We start from the raw sequence: 18,110 nt of genomic DNA, 5'->3' as shown, positions 1-18,110 counted from the left end.
AACAAAAAAGTGCCCCGAAGAAAACTTCGGGGCACTTTTTATTTTAAAAATTTATTTGTTATTGAACTACAATCTTCGTTGTTTGAGTAGCTCCTTTTTCATTGTTGAACTTAACGATATAAGTTTGTGCACTTAGGTCAGACATATTAACTGTTTGACGACCTGTTTCAAAACGCGCTTGTTTCACAACACTTCCTTGCAAATTGTAAACCAACATGCTCACAGGCTCATTTACATTCAACACCATTTCATTAGAAACAACTGTAGATTGAATGGTTAAGTTAACTTTACTGTTTTCATTAACACCAATTAAACCTGGGTTGTAACGGTATGTAAAGGTTAGAGGCGTTCCTATTTCGGTTATACCGTCTGCTTCATATTGATGGAAAGCAAAAACATATTCTAAAATATCTGTACCATTTCCGGGATCAGCATTTAAAAAGTGGTTTCCTTCACCTGTAGTTTCACCTACGCCAATTGGAAATACTTGTGGTGCATCTGGAATAGTGAACCCCACAGCAAGATTGGTATAACACTGTTGTGCATAGCATAATTCAAAAAATTCTCCAGTAGCATTCACAGCATCAACAAATTCAATTCTTGTATAAATTGTTTCTGAAGGATTGTCATTGGTAACAAAAAATTCATAATTGGCTGATGTACCATATCCATATTCCGTAAAATCCAATACCTGTCCATTGGTTAGCTCGTCTCCATTAATATCCCTTACTGTATATTGTGCATTAGCAATAGCAACAGAGCCCACAATTGTTAAAAAAAGTAATTTAAGTTTCATTTTTTTTGATTTTTTAGGATTAATTTATTTTTAAAGATTTCTAAGTTTTACAAAAGTAAAGATAAAAATTAAAAACTTCTACTTCTTTATGCTTTCTATTTCAGTTATTTAACATTTATAAAGGTCTTTCTTGAAAATGCTGGAATTTAAAAATTTATAAAATACAATTTTTTACAATTTCATCAATATTTTAACATTTATATCAAAAAAATGTCTCTATGAAACCAATATAATAAAATAGAAACATTTAAATTTGTAGCTAAACTTAATTATTCACAACTATTTAAATTAAAAAAAATGTTTAAAAAACTACCCCTCAGTTTAGTTTTTGCATTGTTTGCATGTGCTACATATGCACAAACAATTGTATCAACTTCCCCACAAGATCAAAACGTAGTTCTTGAAGAATTTACAGGAATACACTGCGTATTTTGCCCACAAGGTCACGCTATTGCAAAAGCTATTCAAGATGCAAATCCTGATAGAGTTACCTTAATAAACATTCACCAAGGAAGCTATGCAACTCCAGGTTCTGGCGAACCAGATTTTAGGACTCCTTATGGGAATGCTATTGTTGGTCAATCTTATTCTGGTTCTGGTTTTGGTTATCCATCGGGTACTGTAAACAGACATGTTTTTCCAGGTCGTTCCATGGCGAGTGGTGGCGGAACCGCTATGTCTAGAAGTTTTTGGACTATTTCATCAACTGAAACAATGGCAATAGGTTCTCCAGTTAACGTTGCCGTTGAAGCTGAAATTGATGTACAGACAAATGTTCTAACTGTTCACGTGGAAGGATATTATACAAGCAACAGCCCAGAAGGAACTAACTTGTTAAATGTTGCTCTTTTGCAGAACAATACCAAAGGACCACAAACAGGTGGCAATATGGGCAATGAGTATGTTCACATGCACCGTTTGGTTGAAATGATTACAGGCCAATGGGGCGAGGTCATCAACACAACTACTGCGGGAACTTTTGTAGACCGTACTTATACATATACAATTCCTGCAATGTACAATAACGTACCAACCGAACTTGCTGATATGGAAGTTGTGGCTTATATCGCCAACACACACCAAGAAATTCCAAGCGGAAGCCGTGCATATCCTACATATACTGGACTTACCAATGCAAATGATGCTTTTGTAAGATATGTTGAAGACATCCCAAATACTTGTCAGGCTACAATTGCACCAGAAGTTAATATTCAGAATATGGGCCAAAATGCAATTACATCTCTGGCAATTAATTATACCATTAATGGAGACGCACATACATACAACTGGACCGGTGAAATTCTTTCTCTGCATAGTGAAACCATTGTGCTTCCTGAAGTTTCATACACTATTCAAACAAACAATACCGTTGATGTAAGTGTTCCAAATGATGATGACAACGGCAACAACAATGCTTCAACTACCTTTGATGAAGCCATTGGAGGAACAGGAACGGTTTATATGGTATTACACACAGATGGCTATGGAAGTGAGTGCAGATGGAATGTAAAAGATGGATCAGGCACTGTTATTTATAATGGTGGACCTTATGGCAATAACCAAACTATAAACGAAACCTTTACACTAAACGCAGATTGCTATTCTTTCAGTATAATTGACACCTACGGCGACGGCGGTGGTTCTGTAACACTTACTGACAGTGATGGAACGCAGATATACTTTACAAATGGTCAATATGGTTCCGGCGAGACTTCACAGTTCTCTAGCAACGGTATTTTGGGTATCACCCAAAATCAACTAGACAATATCAGTTTATATCCAAACCCAGCGTCCTCAACTATTAATGTGAAAAATGCTGAAAATGCTAATATTCAAATATTTGATATTCTTGGAAAATCGATTCTTTCACAGGATAACATTGCTATGGATGCACAGATAAATGTATCACAGTTACAAGCTGGAACGTATTTTATGAAGATTTCAAAAGACAACCTTATTACCACTAAGCGTTTCCTAATTTCCAAATAAAAAAAACTCTTCAATATTATAAAAACCCCGATTTTTTCGGGGTTTTTTTGTTTATCATCCAGAACATAAAATACCTGAAGGATCCTAATGTTCGTCAACTTAAAATATTAATACTCTTATTAATAAAAAATATCTGAACACTACATTTTTACAGGTATTTTATAAAAAAATATGTCTCAAAATGTATTTTATATCACTAGGAATCTTTTAAAATTTTAACATTATGAATCTTAAAAACTGACAATGAAGTTGTTATAATACGTTATAAAAAAGTACATTTGTAGATAATCTTATTTTTCACAATATATTAAATCTAAAAATCATGCTTAAAAAACTACCCCTCAGTTTAGTTGTAGCCTTATTCGCGTTTGCTACTTATGGACAAACAATAGTATCAACTTCTCCGCAAGACCAAAATGTAGTTCTTGAAGAATTTACTGGAATTCATTGTCAATTTTGCCCTGATGGCCATGCTATTGCAAAAGCGATTCAAGATGCTAACCCAGATCGAGTTACTTTGATAAATATTCATCAAGGAGGCTATGCCGTTCCAAGTGGCAATGAACCAGATTTTAGAACTCCATATGGAAATGCTATTGTTGGCCAATCTTATTCTGGCTCAGGTTTTGGTTATCCATCAGGTACTGTAAACAGACACGTTTTTCCTGGTCGTTCCATGGCCAGTGGTGGCGGAACCGCTATGTCTAGAAGTTATTGGAATGTTTCAGCAAACGAAACAATGGCAATTGGCTCTGCAGTAAATGTAGCCGTCGAGGCTTCAATTGATGTAAACACTAATGTACTAACCGTTCACGTTGAAGGATATTATACAAGCAACAGCCCAGAAGCAACAAACTTGTTAAATGTGGCTTTGTTACAGAACAATACCTTAGGGCCACAAACAGGAGGTGGACAAGGAAACAATTATAACCACATGCACCGCTTGGTTGAAATGATAACTGGCCAATGGGGTGAGGTTATCAACACCACTACTGCTGGAACTTTTGTGGACCGTACCTATACCTATACTATTCCTGCAATGTATAATAATGTACCAACTGAACTTGCCGATATGGAAGTTGTAGCTTACATCTCTAACACACATCAAGAAATTCCTAGTGGCAATAGAGCATATCCTTCATATACTGGGCTTACACATGCAAATGATGCAAACATAAGATCAATTACTGATATCCCTGCAACTTGCGACGTTAATCTAGGACCAGAAATTAACATTCAAAACTTGGGTCAAGACCCAATAACCTCTTTGGCAATAGAATATGTTATTAATGGAGATTCAAATACCTATAACTGGACTGGAGAGATTTTATCTCTTCATAGTGAGACCATTGAACTTCCTGAAGTTCCTTTTACCATTCAAGGAACCAATACGCTTGAAGTAAATTTGCCAAGTGATGATAATAATTCCAATAATACCGCATCAACAACTTTTGATAAAGCACCAGCTGGAACAAGACAAGTTACTATGGAATTGCAGGTTGATAACTTCGGAGCTCAAACAAGATGGTATGTTTATAATTCTAACGGTACAGCAATTTATAATGGTGGACCTTATCCAAATAACAATCCACAGTTAATAGTTGAAACGTTTGACCTACCACTTGATTGCTATCAATTCCGTATTTTAGATACTTCTAGTAACGGAGGTGGTGAAATAACACTTACTGATAATCTAGGAACCCAACTTTATCATACAAATGGTAATTATGGAAATGGTGAGAGATCTCCATTCTCCAGCAACGGTCTTTTGGGTGTAAACCAAAATCAACTTGATAATATCAGTTTGTATCCAAATCCAGCTTCTTCAACAATTAATTTGAAAAATGCAGAAAACGCAAATGTTCAAGTGTTTGACGTTCTTGGAAAATTGATCCTTTCACAGAATAATATTGCTGTGGATGCTCAAATAAATGTATCTCAGTTTCAAGCTGGAACTTATTTTATGAAAATTTCTAAAGACAATCTTGTTACAACTAAGAAGTTTGTTATTCTTAAATAAACTATAATCTTAAATATACTGAAAACCCCGACTTGTTCGGGGTTTTTTTATATCTTAATCTTTCCAGCGATTGGAATGCTGGATTGGTTTTATTCAATATAAATTTCTGAGTTATGAAATATTCCATTTGGGAAGAAAAAATAGTTTTTAATGACCACTATAAAATAGTACAGGCCAAAGTAACCTATGACACTTTCAACGGAAAACAAATAACCGCCAAACGGCTTGCTTTTGAAAGAGGCGATTCTGTTGCTATCCTGATACTCGAAAAGGAAACAAAAAGCGTGCTATTGACCAACCAGTTCCGTTATCCAAGTTGTAAAAACAACAATGGATGGCTGTTGGAGATACCTGCTGGGTCCATTGAAGAAAACGAAGAACCAGAAAAATGTGTAACCCGCGAAGTAATGGAGGAGTTAGGATACAGAATAAACAACCCAAAACTCATTAGTACATTCTACACCTCACCCGGCGCTTCAACAGAGCGTATTTACCTTTTCTTTACTGAAGTTTCGCAACACGACAAAACCGGGAAAGGTGGTGGAAACGTAAGTGAAAATGAAGATATTCAGTTGGTGAAAATACCCGTTTCAGATATAGCTTCTGAAATCTTAAAATTAAAGGACGCGAAGACTATTCTTGCGTTGCAATGGTATCTTTTAAAAAGTTGTGCGTCATTTTAAAAAAACCAAAATTGATAAAAATTTCAGATCAAAGCCTGAGACTTAACCCTTAAATTTCAGAGGCAAATAGACTACGCTTTTGGTTTCAAAAAAATCTTCTTCAAAGTAATCGCTTAAAGGAAAAATAGCTGTGTTTTTATAAACTTTCAATTCCTCCGAAAGATCACCTCCTTTTAAATATAAAATTCCATTTTTCCGTTCGTGAAGACTTTTTTTGGCGATTTTTCCATCCACCCAATGAACAAACGTTTCCATTTGGGCCACGGCACGGCTTACTATAAAATCATATTTACCCGAAACGCTTTCCACACGGGCATTTGTGGTTTTCACATTTTTAAGTTGCAAACCCGCTACAACTTCTTCCACAACTTTTATTTTTTTCCCAATACTATCAACAAGATGAAACTCAACCTGTGGATAAAGAATTGCCAAAGGAATACCTGGAAATCCGCCACCGGTGCCAACATCCAATATTTTTGAACCTGGAAGAAATGATTGAATTTTTGAAATTCCTAAAGAATGTAAAACATGACGCAGATAAAGTTCGTCAATATCCTTTCGGGAAACTACGTTTATTTTTAAGTTCCAGTCTTCGTAAAGCTTTTGCAACATCTGAAATTGATTTTTTTGAATATCAGTAAGTTGCGGAAAATATTTCGATATCAGTTCCATAAATTCATTTAGGAGGCAAAAGTATGGTATCTTTGCGAAAATTATGATTTTGAAACCACACATTTCCATAAAAGATATTTATTTTTGTGGTTTACACTATAATAATCCCCTGTTAAACAATTCATTTTGACATATAAAAATCTAAATTTCTCACGAGTTGACAGCGCTAAATTTTTTAGAACTTTAAACAAACGCGTTAATGATTATTTCAAGGACAACAATATTGCCCGAACAGGCAACTGGAAATTGCACCTGAAAACAATCATTATGTTTTCAATATATCTTACCCCCTATTTTTTATTGTTAACACTCGATCTTCCAGGCTGGGCACAATTGCTTTTCACCATTGTTATGGGCGTGGGAATGGCCGGCGTGGGAATGAACGTTATGCACGATGCAAATCATGGCTCCTATTCTTCCAAAAAATGGGTAAATAAAGTTATGGGGAGCAGCATGTATATTCTTGCCGGAAATGTATATAACTGGCAAGTGCAACACAATGTTTTGCACCACACATATACAAACATTCACGGCCACGATGAAGACTTGGAGGCTGGAAGAATTCTTCGTTTTTCACAACATTCAAAATGGCATAAGTTCCATAAATTCCAACATTGGTACAGCCTTTTCTTTTATGGATTATTGACTTTTAACTGGGTGCTTACCACAGATTTTTCTCAGACCAAAAGGTATTTGGCTCGTAAACTTTCTTACGGAAAACTGCCTAAACCAGTTACGCAATGGAGTATTTTGGTAATAACAAAAATGATTTATATATCTCTTTGGATTGTAATCCCTCTTCTATTTTTTAATATTGTTTGGTGGAAAATTTTATTAGGTTTCTTTATAATGCACTACGTTGCAGGAATAATTTTGAGCGTTGTTTTTCAACTTGCACACGTAGTGGAAGATACTGAAATACTGCTTCCAGATGAAAGTGGAACCATGAAAAACACTTGGGCCATCCATCAATTATTTACCACGATGAATTTTTCTACCAATAATAGAATTGTTAATTGGTACACAGGTGGCTTAAACCATCAGGTTGAACATCATATTTTTCCGAACATCAGCCATATTCACTATAAAAATATTTCAAAAATTTTAAAAACCACAACTAAAGAATTTAACTTACCGTATAAAGAATATAAAACTACACGCCAGGCGATTATTGCACATTTCAGGCATTTAAAAGAAATGGGGCTAAAACCTACCGTATCCGCTTAATCATTATGGACAACAGACTTTCAAAACGAGTGAACGAGATGGCTACCTCGGCCACACTGGCAATGGCTGCCAAAACAAGAGAATTAAAAGAACAAGGAATTGACATTATTGGTTTGAGCCTTGGAGAACCGGATTTTCCAATACCAGAATTTGTAAAGCAAGCCGCCATTCAGGCAATAGAAGACAATTATCATTCTTACACGCCTGTGGATGGTTATGGTGATTTAAAAAAAGCTATTATCACCAAATTCAAAAGAGACAATAACCTTGAATACAAACCTTCACAAATAGTTGTATCAACAGGTGCTAAACAGTCTTTGGCAAATTTAATGATGGTTCTTTTGGACGAAGGTGATGAAGTTTTGCTGCCAGCCCCCTATTGGGTAAGCTATGCAGACCAATGTAAAGTTGCCGAAGGTGTTCCCAAAGAGATACCAACTTCAATTGAAACTGACTTCAAAGTAACTGCAGAGGCATTGGAGGCTGCCATCACGCCAAAAACCAAAATGATTATTTACAGCTCCCCTTGCAACCCAAGTGGTTCTGTTTACAGTAAAAAAGAACTTCGGGATTTGGCAGATGTTTTGGTTAAATATCCTAACATAATAGTTATTAGCGATGAAATCTACGAGCACATCAACTTTACGGGAAATCATACTTCTATGGCCGAATTTGAGGACATGTATGACCGAACTGTCGTTGTAAATGGTGTTTCCAAAGCTTTCTCAATGACGGGATGGCGCATAGGTTATATTGGTGGCCCCGAATGGATAGCAAGGGCTTGCAACAAAATGCAAGGTCAAGTGACCAGCGGCGCAAACTGTATTGCACAAAGAGCAACCATAACAGCTCTGGAAAATCCGCCGAGCAAAATAAAATTTATGGTTGATGCTTTTAAGGAAAGAAGAAGTTTGATTCTGAATTTACTTTCTGAAATTGAAGGTTTTAAAACCAACAAACCCGAAGGTGCTTTTTACGTTTTTCCGGATATCTCCTATTTTTTTGGAAAAACGCTGCGCGGAAAAAACATTAATACCGCTTCTGATTTTTCATTATATCTATTGGAAGAAGCCAAAGTAGCAACCGTTACAGGGGAAGCATTTGGCGATCCAAACTGTATTCGTTTATCATATGCAGCTTCAGAGGCTGACATTAAAGAAGCTATGCAGCGCATAAAAGCTTCATTAGTTTAAATATTTAAATACTAAAAATAGGTTTGGTTAAAATCAACCAAACATATTTTCATTTCTTTTTTTATCTGTATTTTAGATGCTTATATTTTTTAACCCAAAACAAAACCTTAACAATGAAAACTAAGATTACATTAATTCTATTTTTCTTCGCTTTAATCTTTCAAGGACAGGCTCAAGAAAAAACAAATGCAACTTATGTGGGCACAGTTGGTTCTATGGTACATGTACCATCAATAGCCTCTCAAACCAATTTGGCCCCAGCAAGAGTAAAAGAACAAGTGATGCAAGACGGAAGAGCTTCAAAAAACTTGATTGTACCCGGAAAAGATCCTCAAATTGAAGATGATTATTTCGTTAGAAATCCAGATAAAATGGAGCAAATTCTTAGCGGAAGAGCTCCAACCCTAGTTTTTGATGCCGCGACATCAAGTTCACAACCTACAGATCCTTCTATTGGCGTTGGTCCAAACCACGCTGTAGTTGTGTTCAATACAGGATTTAGAATTTTTGACAAAAGTGGAAACCCATTAACTGGTCAAATTAGCCCAAACCCAACTATTTTTCCAAATGGCGGTTGTTGCGATCTTACTATTTCATATGACAACGCAGCTGACAGATTCGTAATGACTTTCTTGGGAAATGGAGCACAAATAGCTGTTTCAGATGGCCCAGACCCTGTGAATGACGGTTGGTATGTTTACACCATTCCGCAAATAAATGATTATCAGAAACTTTCTGTGTGGAGCGATGGTTATTATATGACAGATAATACTTCTGCATCCAATAGAATTTACGCAATGGAACGTACCAAAATGCTTGCTGGTGACCCAACCGCACAGATAATTGGTTTTCCCCTTCCTGGAATTGTAACTAGCGGTTTTTACAGCCCACAAGCACTTAACGTAAGTAATAGCAACCTTCCAGCAGCTGGTGGTTTGCCAATTGTCTATTTGCAAGATGATGCTTGGTCTGGCGTTTCGCAGGATCACGTAAAACTTTGGACTGTAGATGTAAATTGGGCAAGCCCAGGAAGCTCTACAATTTCTGCACCTGTTGAATTAACAACAACTCCATTCATTTCAGTTTTTGACGGTGGTAGTTTTGTAAATTTAACCCAACCTGGTGGCGGGACAGCAATTGACGCACTTCAGGCTACTATTATGAACCAAGCACAATTTAGAAAGTTTGGAGACCATAACTCAGCAGTTTTCAATTTTGTTGTAGATACAGATGCCACAAGTGGTGAACTTGCCGGTGTACGTTGGTTTGAACTTCGCCAAACTGCAGATGGACAGCCATGGTCCATTTACCAAGAAGGAACCTATACTGCTCCTGACGGAAAACATGCTTGGCACGCAAGCATGATGATGGATGTACAAGGAAATATTGGAATGGGTTATACTTCTATGGCTGGACCAACAACTCCTGACCCAACCACTAAAAGAGTAAGCTCTTATTATACTGGACGCTACGCAAACGATCCATTAAACACTATGACTATAGCTGAAGAATTGATTGCTGCTGGAAATGCAAATATCCCTGGCACACGCTATGGAGATTATAGTAAAATAGACCTAGATCCTTCTAATGATAAAGAATTCTGGTTCATAAACGAATATATGAACAGTGGAAGAAAAGATGTGGTAGGCGTTTTCCAAATTGCACCAAATTTCACCAATGATGTTGGAGTTGTAAGCATTGACTCACCAGAAACTGGAACGCTTTCAAACAGCGAAACTGTTACCATTACCATTTTCAATTATGGACAAAACAGTGCTTCAAACTTCCCTGTAACCTTTCAAGTGGATGGTGGCGCAGTAGTTTCAGAAACTTTCACTGGAACAATAGCATCAGCCGCAACAGCTCAGTACACTTTTACCGCCACGGCTAATATGGGAACTGTAGGGCAAACATATTCCATTACCGCAGCAACCAACTTATCCGGAGACGAAGACACTTCGAACGACCCTCGCACAAAAATGGTTACTTATTTACAACCAAATGATATAGGCGTGAGTGCAATTACATCTCCAGTTTCCGGAACTGATTTAACAGCTGCCGAAGATATCGTAGTTACCATTAATAATTTTGGTGGTGAAGCCCAATCAAATTTTGATGTTTCTTATGACTTGGACGGAACAATTGTTACCGAAGTAGTAGCAGGTCCTTTGGCTGGAAATTCATCAACTTCATACACCTTTGCCCAAACTGGAGATTTTTCCGCACTTGGAACTTATAATTTGAGTGCTTATACTTCTTTACCGGCAGATAGCGATACTTCAAACGATGAAACCTCTGTAGTAATCACCAAACAAAATTGCCAGCCAACAGCTGATTGTTCTTTAGGTGATGGTTTCCGATTGTTCAGCGTAACAACTGTCAACAATCCATCGGCTTGTGAAGGCTATGGCGATTTCACAAACCTTGTTGCTGAAATGGAAGTGGATTCTACCAACGATCTTACCGTTACCACTGGATATGGCAATCAATATATTGTAGTTTGGGTAGATTTTAATGACGATTTTGTTTTCACTCCGAATGAAAAGGTCGTTAATAACTACGTAATTGCTCCTGGTCAAGGTAGTGGTACCTATACAGAAACTATGGATTTAGTAATTCCTGCTGGAGCAGCAGAAGGACAACACCTTATGCGTGCTAAATCTAACTGGAACAATCCTGTGCCAGATGATGCTTGCGAGGAAACAACTTACGGTGAAACCGAAGATTACACCGCACAAATTGGTACTTTGGTAGGCGTAGGTGAAAATATTTTTGATGAAAATGGCTTGACTATTTTATCATTAGACAACAACAATTTCGATATAACATTGAAAACGGTTAATTATTCAGATGCTTTGAACCTCACTGTTCACAATACCCTTGGACAAAGATTATTATTCAAAAAACTTGAAAATAACGGTAACGGTTATCAATATAAATTAGACATGAGCTATGTTGCCAAAGGTGTTTACCTAGTTCGTGTTGGAAACAAAAAAGACGGAAGAGTAAAACGAATCATCGTTAAATAATTCCAATAAATATAAATTTTGATGAACCCAAAGTACATATTGTACTTTGGGTTTTTTCATGAAATCTATTGCTGTATTTTTACAAAAAATTAAAAAAATGGCTAAAATCTTATTATTAGGAAGCGGAGAACTGGGAAAAGAGTTCACCATTGCCGCAAAAAGAATTGGGCAAACCGTAATAGCTGTGGATAGTTACCCAAACGCACCTGCAGCGCAACTTGCAGACTTTGCCGAAGTAATAAATATGCTTGACGGCAAAGCTTTGGATGCCCTTGTTGAAAAATACAGACCAGATTATATAGTTCCCGAAATTGAAGCCATCCGTACCGAACGTTTTTACGAATATGAAAATCAAGGCTACACAGTAATTCCTTCCGCAAAAGCGGCAAACTTTACAATGAACCGCAAAGCCATTCGCGATCTGGCTTCTAAAGAATTAGGCTTGAAAACCGCTGAATATCGTTACGCAACCTCAGCTGAAACTTTAAAGAAGGCCGTGGCTGAAATTGGAATGCCTTGTGTAGTAAAACCGCTTATGTCTTCCAGCGGAAAAGGCCAAAGCACCATAAAAACCGAAGCCGACATTGAAAAAGCCTGGAAATATTCACAAGATGGATCACGTGGGGATGTTGCTGAAGCTATCGTGGAAGCCTTTGTAAACTTCAATTATGAAATTACGCTGCTCACGGTTACCCAGCGCAATGGTAAAACACTATTCTGCCCACCTATTGGCCATCGCCAAGAACGAGGTGATTATATGGAAAGTTGGCAGCCAGCACCAATGGAAAGCGAAGTTTTAAAAGAAGCTCAGCAAATGGCAGAAAAAGTAACCACTGCCCTAACCGGTTGTGGCATTTGGGGTGTTGAGTTTTTTGTAGCAACTGATGGTGTCTATTTTTCCGAACTTTCCCCTCGTCCGCACGATACAGGAATGGTTACCTTAGCCAAAACCCAAAATTTCAATGAATTTGAATTACACCTTCGCGCAATCCTGGGGCTACCAATTTCTGAAATAACGCAAGAGCGCATTGGCGCCAGTGCAGTAATTTTGGGTACGGATAATTTAGAGAACCCCACTTTTGAAGGACTTGAAATTGTAGCGGCTTCTTCAAAAACAGATTTTAGGATTTTTGGAAAACCTACCTCCCGCCCTTACAGAAGAATGGGCGTAGTTTTAACCCACGATAACCTTAAAGGAAATATTTCAGAAGTAACGGAAAATGCGAAAAATTTAGCGAGTCAAGTAAAAGTCATTTCAGAATAAACTGAATCCACAACTCTTAACTCAATTTACCTATTTCTCCAGAAAAAAGGCGTTAAAAGAATAAGTACTGTAAACAGCTCCAATCTACCAATAAGCATCAAAAAACTGGACCACCATTTTGCGGCATCTGGCAAGTATGCATAATTATCAACTGGTCCAAGATCACCCAATGCAGGGCCAACATTTCCTAAGGTTGAAGCAGCACCGCCCAATGCAGTTTTAAAATCCAAACCTAGCCACGAAAAAACTAATGTCCCAATAATAAAGGAAAGCATATAAAGAATGAAAAAACCAAGTATGTTAAAAACAATAGGCTGTGGCACAGCTTTTCTATTGTAACGAACTGGTAAAATAGCGTGTGGGTGAAGTGTTCTTTTAAACTCTAACATCCCATTTTTTATCATAATTAAATGACGCATTACTTTTATTCCACCAGCGGTTGAACCTGCACAGCCGCCCAAAAACATCATTCCAAAAAAGAAAATAGTTAAAAATGGAGTCCAAAGTGTGTAATCAGCACTAACAAAACCTGTGGTTGTAATTATGGTAAGCACTTGAAACAGCGCATGGCGAAAAGCACTTTCAAACTGCCCCCAAACCATTGGATGGCCGATGCTGGAAAGCGCTACGTCTGCTTCAAAATAAATTAACAAAGAAGCAATAATAGTCAATCCAACTATAAATATTGAATATAATTTAAACTCCTCATCCTGAAATATTTTCTGAAATTTCCGTTTGAAAGCAAAATAGCTCAAAACAAAATTACTTCCTGCCAAAAACATAAAGAAAATGATGATATACTGTACCATTGGGTTATCGTTCCAATAGGCAACACTTGCATTTTTAGTTGAAAACCCGCCCGTACTTAAAGTTGCCAATGAATGGTTTATAGCATCAAAAAAACTCATTCCAGCTATTTTTAACAAAATCGTTTCGGCTAAAGTATAGCCCACATAGATAAGCCACAACCTTTTTGCGGTGTCCGTTATTCGTGGATGTAATTTATCTCCGCCAGGACCAGGTGCTTCGGCAGCAAAAAGTTGCATTCCTCCAATTCCAAGTAAAGGCAAAATAGCAATTGCCAAAACAATGATACCCATTCCGCCAATCCAATGTGTGATGCTTCGCCAAAAGAGCACACCTCGTGGCACTGTTTCAACATCTGTTAAAATGGAAGCCCCAGTGGTGGTATAGCCACTCATGGTTTCAAAAAAGGCATTGGTGAAACTTGGAATGGCACCAGTAAAAATATAAGGTAGCGTACCAATAAGCGCCATAAAAATCCACCCAAATGTTACTATTATGTATCCTTCCCGTTTTTGAATTTCCTTTCGGTGATTTTTTGTCAAAAGCATTATACCTCCACCTACTCCCAAAGCAACCGTTCCCGCTAAAAGCATTTCTTTTAGTACGCCATCCTTATAATACCAACTAACAATGGAGGACAACAGCATAAACCCGCCATTCACCATGAGCAAAAGCCCCATTAAGTGTGAAATGATTTTATAATTAAGCTTGGTGAGTGAGCCCATTATATAAAGAGTTTTTCAACTTTTCCTATGGATTGCGGCAAACAACAAACAACTACTCTATCGCCATTTTTTATTTCGAAATCGCCCAAGGCTATTATCCCTTCGCCATTTCTAATTACTCCTCCAATTATAGCTGAAACAGGAAAATCCAGATCTTTAATTTTTTTGTTGCACACTTTGGAATGTGAAGAAACCATAAACTCCAATAGTTCGGCATTCATATTGTTGAGCTTGGTCATGGCTACAACTTCTCCTCGGCGGACGTAACGGAAAATATTGTTTGCCGCCAAAAGTTTTTTGTTGATAAGCGTATCAATTCCGATTGAATGTGAAAGCTGAAAATAATCCATATTTTCCACCAAAGCAATTGCTTTTTTAACACCTTTGGACTTTGCCACCAAACAGGACATAATATTGGTTTCACTATTTCCTGTTACTGAAATAAAGGCATCCATATCCTCTATAGATTCTTCGGAGAGCAAATCCACATTTCTGCCGTCACCGTTAATTACGAGACAACTAGGAATATCGTCGGCAATTTCAAAAGCTTTATCTTTGCTGCTTTCAATAAGTTTAACATTGAAACCTGTTTTGCACAAGTCCTTTGCGGTTTTGTAGCCTATTTTGCTTCCGCCAAGAATCATTACATTTTTTATTTCCTGTTTACTTTTCCCGGAAAGCCTAAAAATTTGGTCATCTCCTTTACCAACAGTTGTGAAGTAAACCTGATCACCTTCTTTAAATTGGGTATCACCACGCGGAATAATGGTGTATTGGGTTCCAAAGCGTTGCAAGGCAATGGGAACAAAGTGTAGTTCAGGATAAACTTTCGCCATTTCCTTTACAGATTTGCCCACAAAAGCCGAGGTGCGGGAAAGGTTTAGACCAATCATGCTCAAAGCGCCATTCTCAAACTCATAATTTTCATTGAAAGCGCTTTGACTTAGCAGTAGTTCAATTTCATTGGAAGCTAAAGATTCTGGCGAAATCAATTCGTCGATTCCGAATTTTGCGAAGCCCACTTCATCTTTTCTATCAATAAATTCGGTGTTGGAAATTCGCGCAATGGTCCGTTTGGCACCTAGCTGTTTTGCAAGCACACAAACTGTAATATTGGTAGTTTCGCTGGATGTTACAGCAATAACAAGGTCGGTTTCACTCACTTGTGAATCCTTCAAAACCGCTATAGATGTAGAATCTCCACGCACAACCCGAATATCCAAATGTGCATCGGCATGCGCCAAAGCTTCACGGTTGGTATCTATAAGTGTTATGTTTTGCGATTCAAAAGATAGCAATTTCGCAAGGTGAAATCCCACTTCGCCGGCTCCGGCAATGATAATCTTCATTTAGCTATTATTTAAGGCTTTAAAATAAGCATTGACAAATATATAGAAATTAAAGCCAGTATTCAGTATTCACTTTTCAGTCTCAATGGAGAAGTAAGAAACCTCAAAGTTTGGTTTTCATTTTCGTTTTCGATTTCGATTTCATTAAAAAACAGTAGTTTTGCAAGCGCAAATTTATGGAAAAGAAAATAACACCTTATAAAGATTCCTCAGAAGGAAAAAAGAAACAGGTTGAACAGATGTTCGATACTATTTCTGAAAACTACGACGGCCTTAACCGTATTATTTCCTTAGGTTCTGATATTAAATGGCGAAAAAAGGTCATAAAAATGGTTGCGGATAAAAATCCAAAAATCATTCTTGACATTGCCACAGGAACCGGTGATCTTGCCATCCAATTTGCGGAAAAAACTTCCGCTGAAAAAATTGTGGGTCTGGATCTTTCCGAAGGCATGCTTTCCGTTGCACGCAAAAAAGTTTTTGGAAAACCTATTTCCGAAAAAATTGAATTTGTGCAAGCAGACTCTGAAGCCTTGCCTTTTGAAGACAATACCTTTGACGCCATAACAGTTTCATTCGGAATCAGAAACTTTGAAAATCTTGAAAAAGGACTGGCCGAGATTTTTCGGGTGCTGAAAAAAGGTGGCGTTTTTGTGGTTTTGGAAACTTCCGTACCAACAAAATTTCCTTTTAAACAAGGATACCATTTTTATTCAAAAACCATTTTACCACTTGTGGGCAAACTGTTTTCAAAAGACAAAGTTGCCTACAAATATTTAAGCGAAAGTGCTTCAGTATTCCCCTACGGTGAGATGCTCAACAATATTTTACGCAAAATTGGGTTTAATGAAGTGAAAAATATACCTCAAACTTTCGGGGTGGCAACCATCTATAATGCTACAAAATAATTTATGAAGAAGCTATTTTTTGTACTGATCGCTTTATTTATTGCAAACAGCGCCAATGCGCAATGGTTTTTTAACAAAGAACGCTTGGCAAATTTGGAAAACTTTGACAAAAAGCGGTTTTCATGGGGTTATTATTTGGGCTTTAACAGCTATGATTTCAAATTTGATTACAAAGACCAATATGAAGATGACAATACAGATATTCAAGTGGAACGTTCCCCGGGTTTTAATGTTGGGCTCATTGGCGATATGCGCATTAATCAATATGTAAACCTTCGGTTAGAACCAGGATTGTATTTCACACAGCGTAATCTTACTTATTCCGGCTTTGAGGAACGTAAGGATTATTTGCGCGAGGTAAAATCAACTTATATTCATGTTCCACTCTTGCTGAAAATTTCAACAAAAAGACTGAACAACATTAAACCTTTTGTTGTTGGCGGTATTTCTACCTCCATCAATCTTTCCAGCAATGAGAATAACCCTGAGGACAATGAGCAGGGAAGATTCCGGATGACAAAAAGCACTAATTATTACGAGCTTGGTTTTGGGATAGATCTATATCTCTATTTCTTTAAATTTACACCTTCCATACGCGGTGTATTCGCCATGAGCAATGAATTGGTGCCAGACGATGACCCAAACAGTCCTTGGACCGGGAATATTGAAAAGTTAGGCACGCGCGGTATCTTTGTGAATTTTACTTTTCAATAGATCTATCTTCTGAATTCACTTAAAAAAATAGCAGTTGCCGTGGCCACATTAAGGCTTTCTGTTTTTTGAGTTTCTCCAAAACGGGGAATGCTTATTTTGTGGGTTATCTTTTGAAGTATTGCTCCTGAAATACCATTAGCTTCATTACCCATTACCACAATTCCATCTTTTGGAAGCTTTTCAGAATAAACGTTCTTTCCATCCATAAATCCTCCAAAAACAGGTAATGCTGTTCGGTCAAGATACTCCAAAAGCGATACGTAATGAACTTGTACTCGCGCCAATGACCCCATAGTTGCCTGTACTACTTTTGGGTTAAAACAATCTGTGGTATCTTCGGAACAGATTAATTGCTGCACCCCAAACCAATCGCAAAGCCGAATGATTGTTCCCAAATTTCCTGGATCGCGCACGGCATCCAAAGCAACTATGAGACCTTTATCTTGCAAAAGTTTGGGTTTTGGAATTTTAAAAATGGCCACAGAATTGTTTGCTGTTTTCAAAAAACTTATTTTTTTGAGTTCGGCCTCAGTTACCTGAAAATGGTTTTCAGCTGTAATTTCAGAAGCATTGGTCGAAAAAAGAGAGTGGAGCGTTAAACCTTCATCCTGCAATTCAGCAATAACTTTTGGGCCTTCAGCTATAAAAAGACCTGTTTGATCGCGGTACTTTTTCTGTTGAAGGCTCGTTATTAATTTTGTTTGACTTTTGCTGACCAAAATATAGTATTTTTG

General features: G+C 37.4%; 14 protein-coding genes. 9 read left to right on the top strand and 5 right to left on the bottom strand.

Going from position 1 to position 18,110, the window contains the following annotated elements:
* Window positions 1-58 precede the first annotated feature (58 nt).
* Window positions 59-796, bottom strand: a complete 738-nt coding sequence (locus Q2U82_RS08645; protein ID WP_410004478.1) for a T9SS type A sorting domain-containing protein — start codon at window positions 794-796, stop codon at window positions 59-61.
* Between the two features lie 297 nt (window positions 797-1,093).
* Here Q2U82_RS08645 and Q2U82_RS08640 point away from each other — a divergent pair, with 297 nt between their 5' ends.
* The 3 genes from Q2U82_RS08640 (at window position 1,094) to Q2U82_RS08630 (ending at window position 5,488) form a co-directional block, all read left to right on the top strand.
* Window positions 1,094-2,785, top strand: a complete 1,692-nt coding sequence (locus Q2U82_RS08640; protein ID WP_410004477.1) for a T9SS type A sorting domain-containing protein — start codon at window positions 1,094-1,096, stop codon at window positions 2,783-2,785.
* 322 nt (window positions 2,786-3,107) lie between these two features.
* Entirely contained in the window at window positions 3,108-4,805 is a 1,698-nt protein-coding gene (locus Q2U82_RS08635) for a T9SS type A sorting domain-containing protein (protein WP_410004476.1), read from the top strand.
* Window positions 4,806-4,918: 113 nt separating this feature from the next.
* Window positions 4,919-5,488, top strand: a complete 570-nt coding sequence (locus tag Q2U82_RS08630) for an NUDIX domain-containing protein (RefSeq protein ID WP_410004475.1) — start codon at window positions 4,919-4,921, stop codon at window positions 5,486-5,488.
* Window positions 5,489-5,530: 42 nt separating this feature from the next.
* Here the strand turns inward: Q2U82_RS08630 and rsmG are convergent, their stop codons facing one another.
* Window positions 5,531-6,160 (bottom strand): 16S rRNA (guanine(527)-N(7))-methyltransferase RsmG, encoded by a 630-nt coding sequence (rsmG, locus tag Q2U82_RS08625; protein ID WP_410004474.1) that lies wholly within the window; start codon window positions 6,158-6,160, stop codon window positions 5,531-5,533.
* Window positions 6,161-6,427: 267 nt separating this feature from the next.
* Between rsmG and Q2U82_RS08620 the strand changes: the two genes are divergently transcribed.
* The 4 genes from Q2U82_RS08620 to purT all read left to right on the top strand — a co-directional run bounded on the left by Q2U82_RS08620 (window position 6,428) and on the right by purT (window position 12,873).
* The gene (locus Q2U82_RS08620) at window positions 6,428-7,387 is read left to right on the top strand and encodes a fatty acid desaturase family protein (protein ID WP_410004473.1); all 960 of its coding nucleotides are present in this window, start codon (window positions 6,428-6,430) and stop codon (window positions 7,385-7,387) included.
* Between the two features lie 5 nt (window positions 7,388-7,392).
* Complete coding sequence (locus tag Q2U82_RS08615) at window positions 7,393-8,580, top strand: pyridoxal phosphate-dependent aminotransferase (RefSeq protein WP_410004472.1); 1,188 nt, start codon at window positions 7,393-7,395, stop codon at window positions 8,578-8,580.
* A gap of 113 nt (window positions 8,581-8,693) precedes the next feature.
* A complete protein-coding gene (locus Q2U82_RS08610) occupies window positions 8,694-11,609 on the top strand; it encodes a GEVED domain-containing protein (RefSeq protein WP_410004471.1) in 2,916 nt (971 codons plus the stop codon).
* Window positions 11,610-11,706: 97 nt separating this feature from the next.
* Complete coding sequence (gene purT / locus Q2U82_RS08605) at window positions 11,707-12,873, top strand: formate-dependent phosphoribosylglycinamide formyltransferase (protein ID WP_410004470.1); 1,167 nt, start codon at window positions 11,707-11,709, stop codon at window positions 12,871-12,873.
* A gap of 26 nt (window positions 12,874-12,899) precedes the next feature.
* Here the strand turns inward: purT and Q2U82_RS08600 are convergent, their stop codons facing one another.
* Both Q2U82_RS08600 and trkA read right to left on the bottom strand, forming a co-directional pair.
* The gene (locus Q2U82_RS08600) at window positions 12,900-14,405 is read right to left on the bottom strand and encodes a TrkH family potassium uptake protein (protein ID WP_410004469.1); all 1,506 of its coding nucleotides are present in this window, start codon (window positions 14,403-14,405) and stop codon (window positions 12,900-12,902) included.
* A complete protein-coding gene (gene trkA, locus Q2U82_RS08595; RefSeq protein ID WP_410004468.1) occupies window positions 14,405-15,754 on the bottom strand; it encodes a Trk system potassium transporter TrkA in 1,350 nt (449 codons plus the stop codon). The genes Q2U82_RS08600 and trkA overlap by 1 nt, the downstream gene beginning before the upstream one ends.
* A gap of 176 nt (window positions 15,755-15,930) precedes the next feature.
* Here trkA and ubiE point away from each other — a divergent pair, with 176 nt between their 5' ends.
* Complete coding sequence (gene ubiE / locus Q2U82_RS08590) at window positions 15,931-16,662, top strand: bifunctional demethylmenaquinone methyltransferase/2-methoxy-6-polyprenyl-1,4-benzoquinol methylase UbiE (protein WP_410004467.1); 732 nt, start codon at window positions 15,931-15,933, stop codon at window positions 16,660-16,662.
* Window positions 16,663-16,665: 3 nt separating this feature from the next.
* On the top strand, window positions 16,666-17,376 hold the full coding sequence (locus tag Q2U82_RS08585; protein WP_410004466.1) for a porin family protein: 711 nt from the start codon (window positions 16,666-16,668) through the stop codon (window positions 17,374-17,376).
* A gap of 2 nt (window positions 17,377-17,378) precedes the next feature.
* Here Q2U82_RS08585 and Q2U82_RS08580 read toward each other — a convergent pair whose 3' ends face one another.
* A complete protein-coding gene (locus Q2U82_RS08580) occupies window positions 17,379-18,095 on the bottom strand; it encodes an RNA methyltransferase (protein ID WP_410004465.1) in 717 nt (238 codons plus the stop codon).
* Window positions 18,096-18,110: the final 15 nt, after the last annotated feature.

The organism is Aequorivita nionensis (assembly GCF_046352995.1).
GTDB lineage: Bacteria > Bacteroidota > Bacteroidia > Flavobacteriales > Flavobacteriaceae > Aequorivita > Aequorivita nionensis.
Note: the sequence above shows the minus strand (reverse complement) of the source record. Positions and strands in the feature narration are given on the sequence as shown.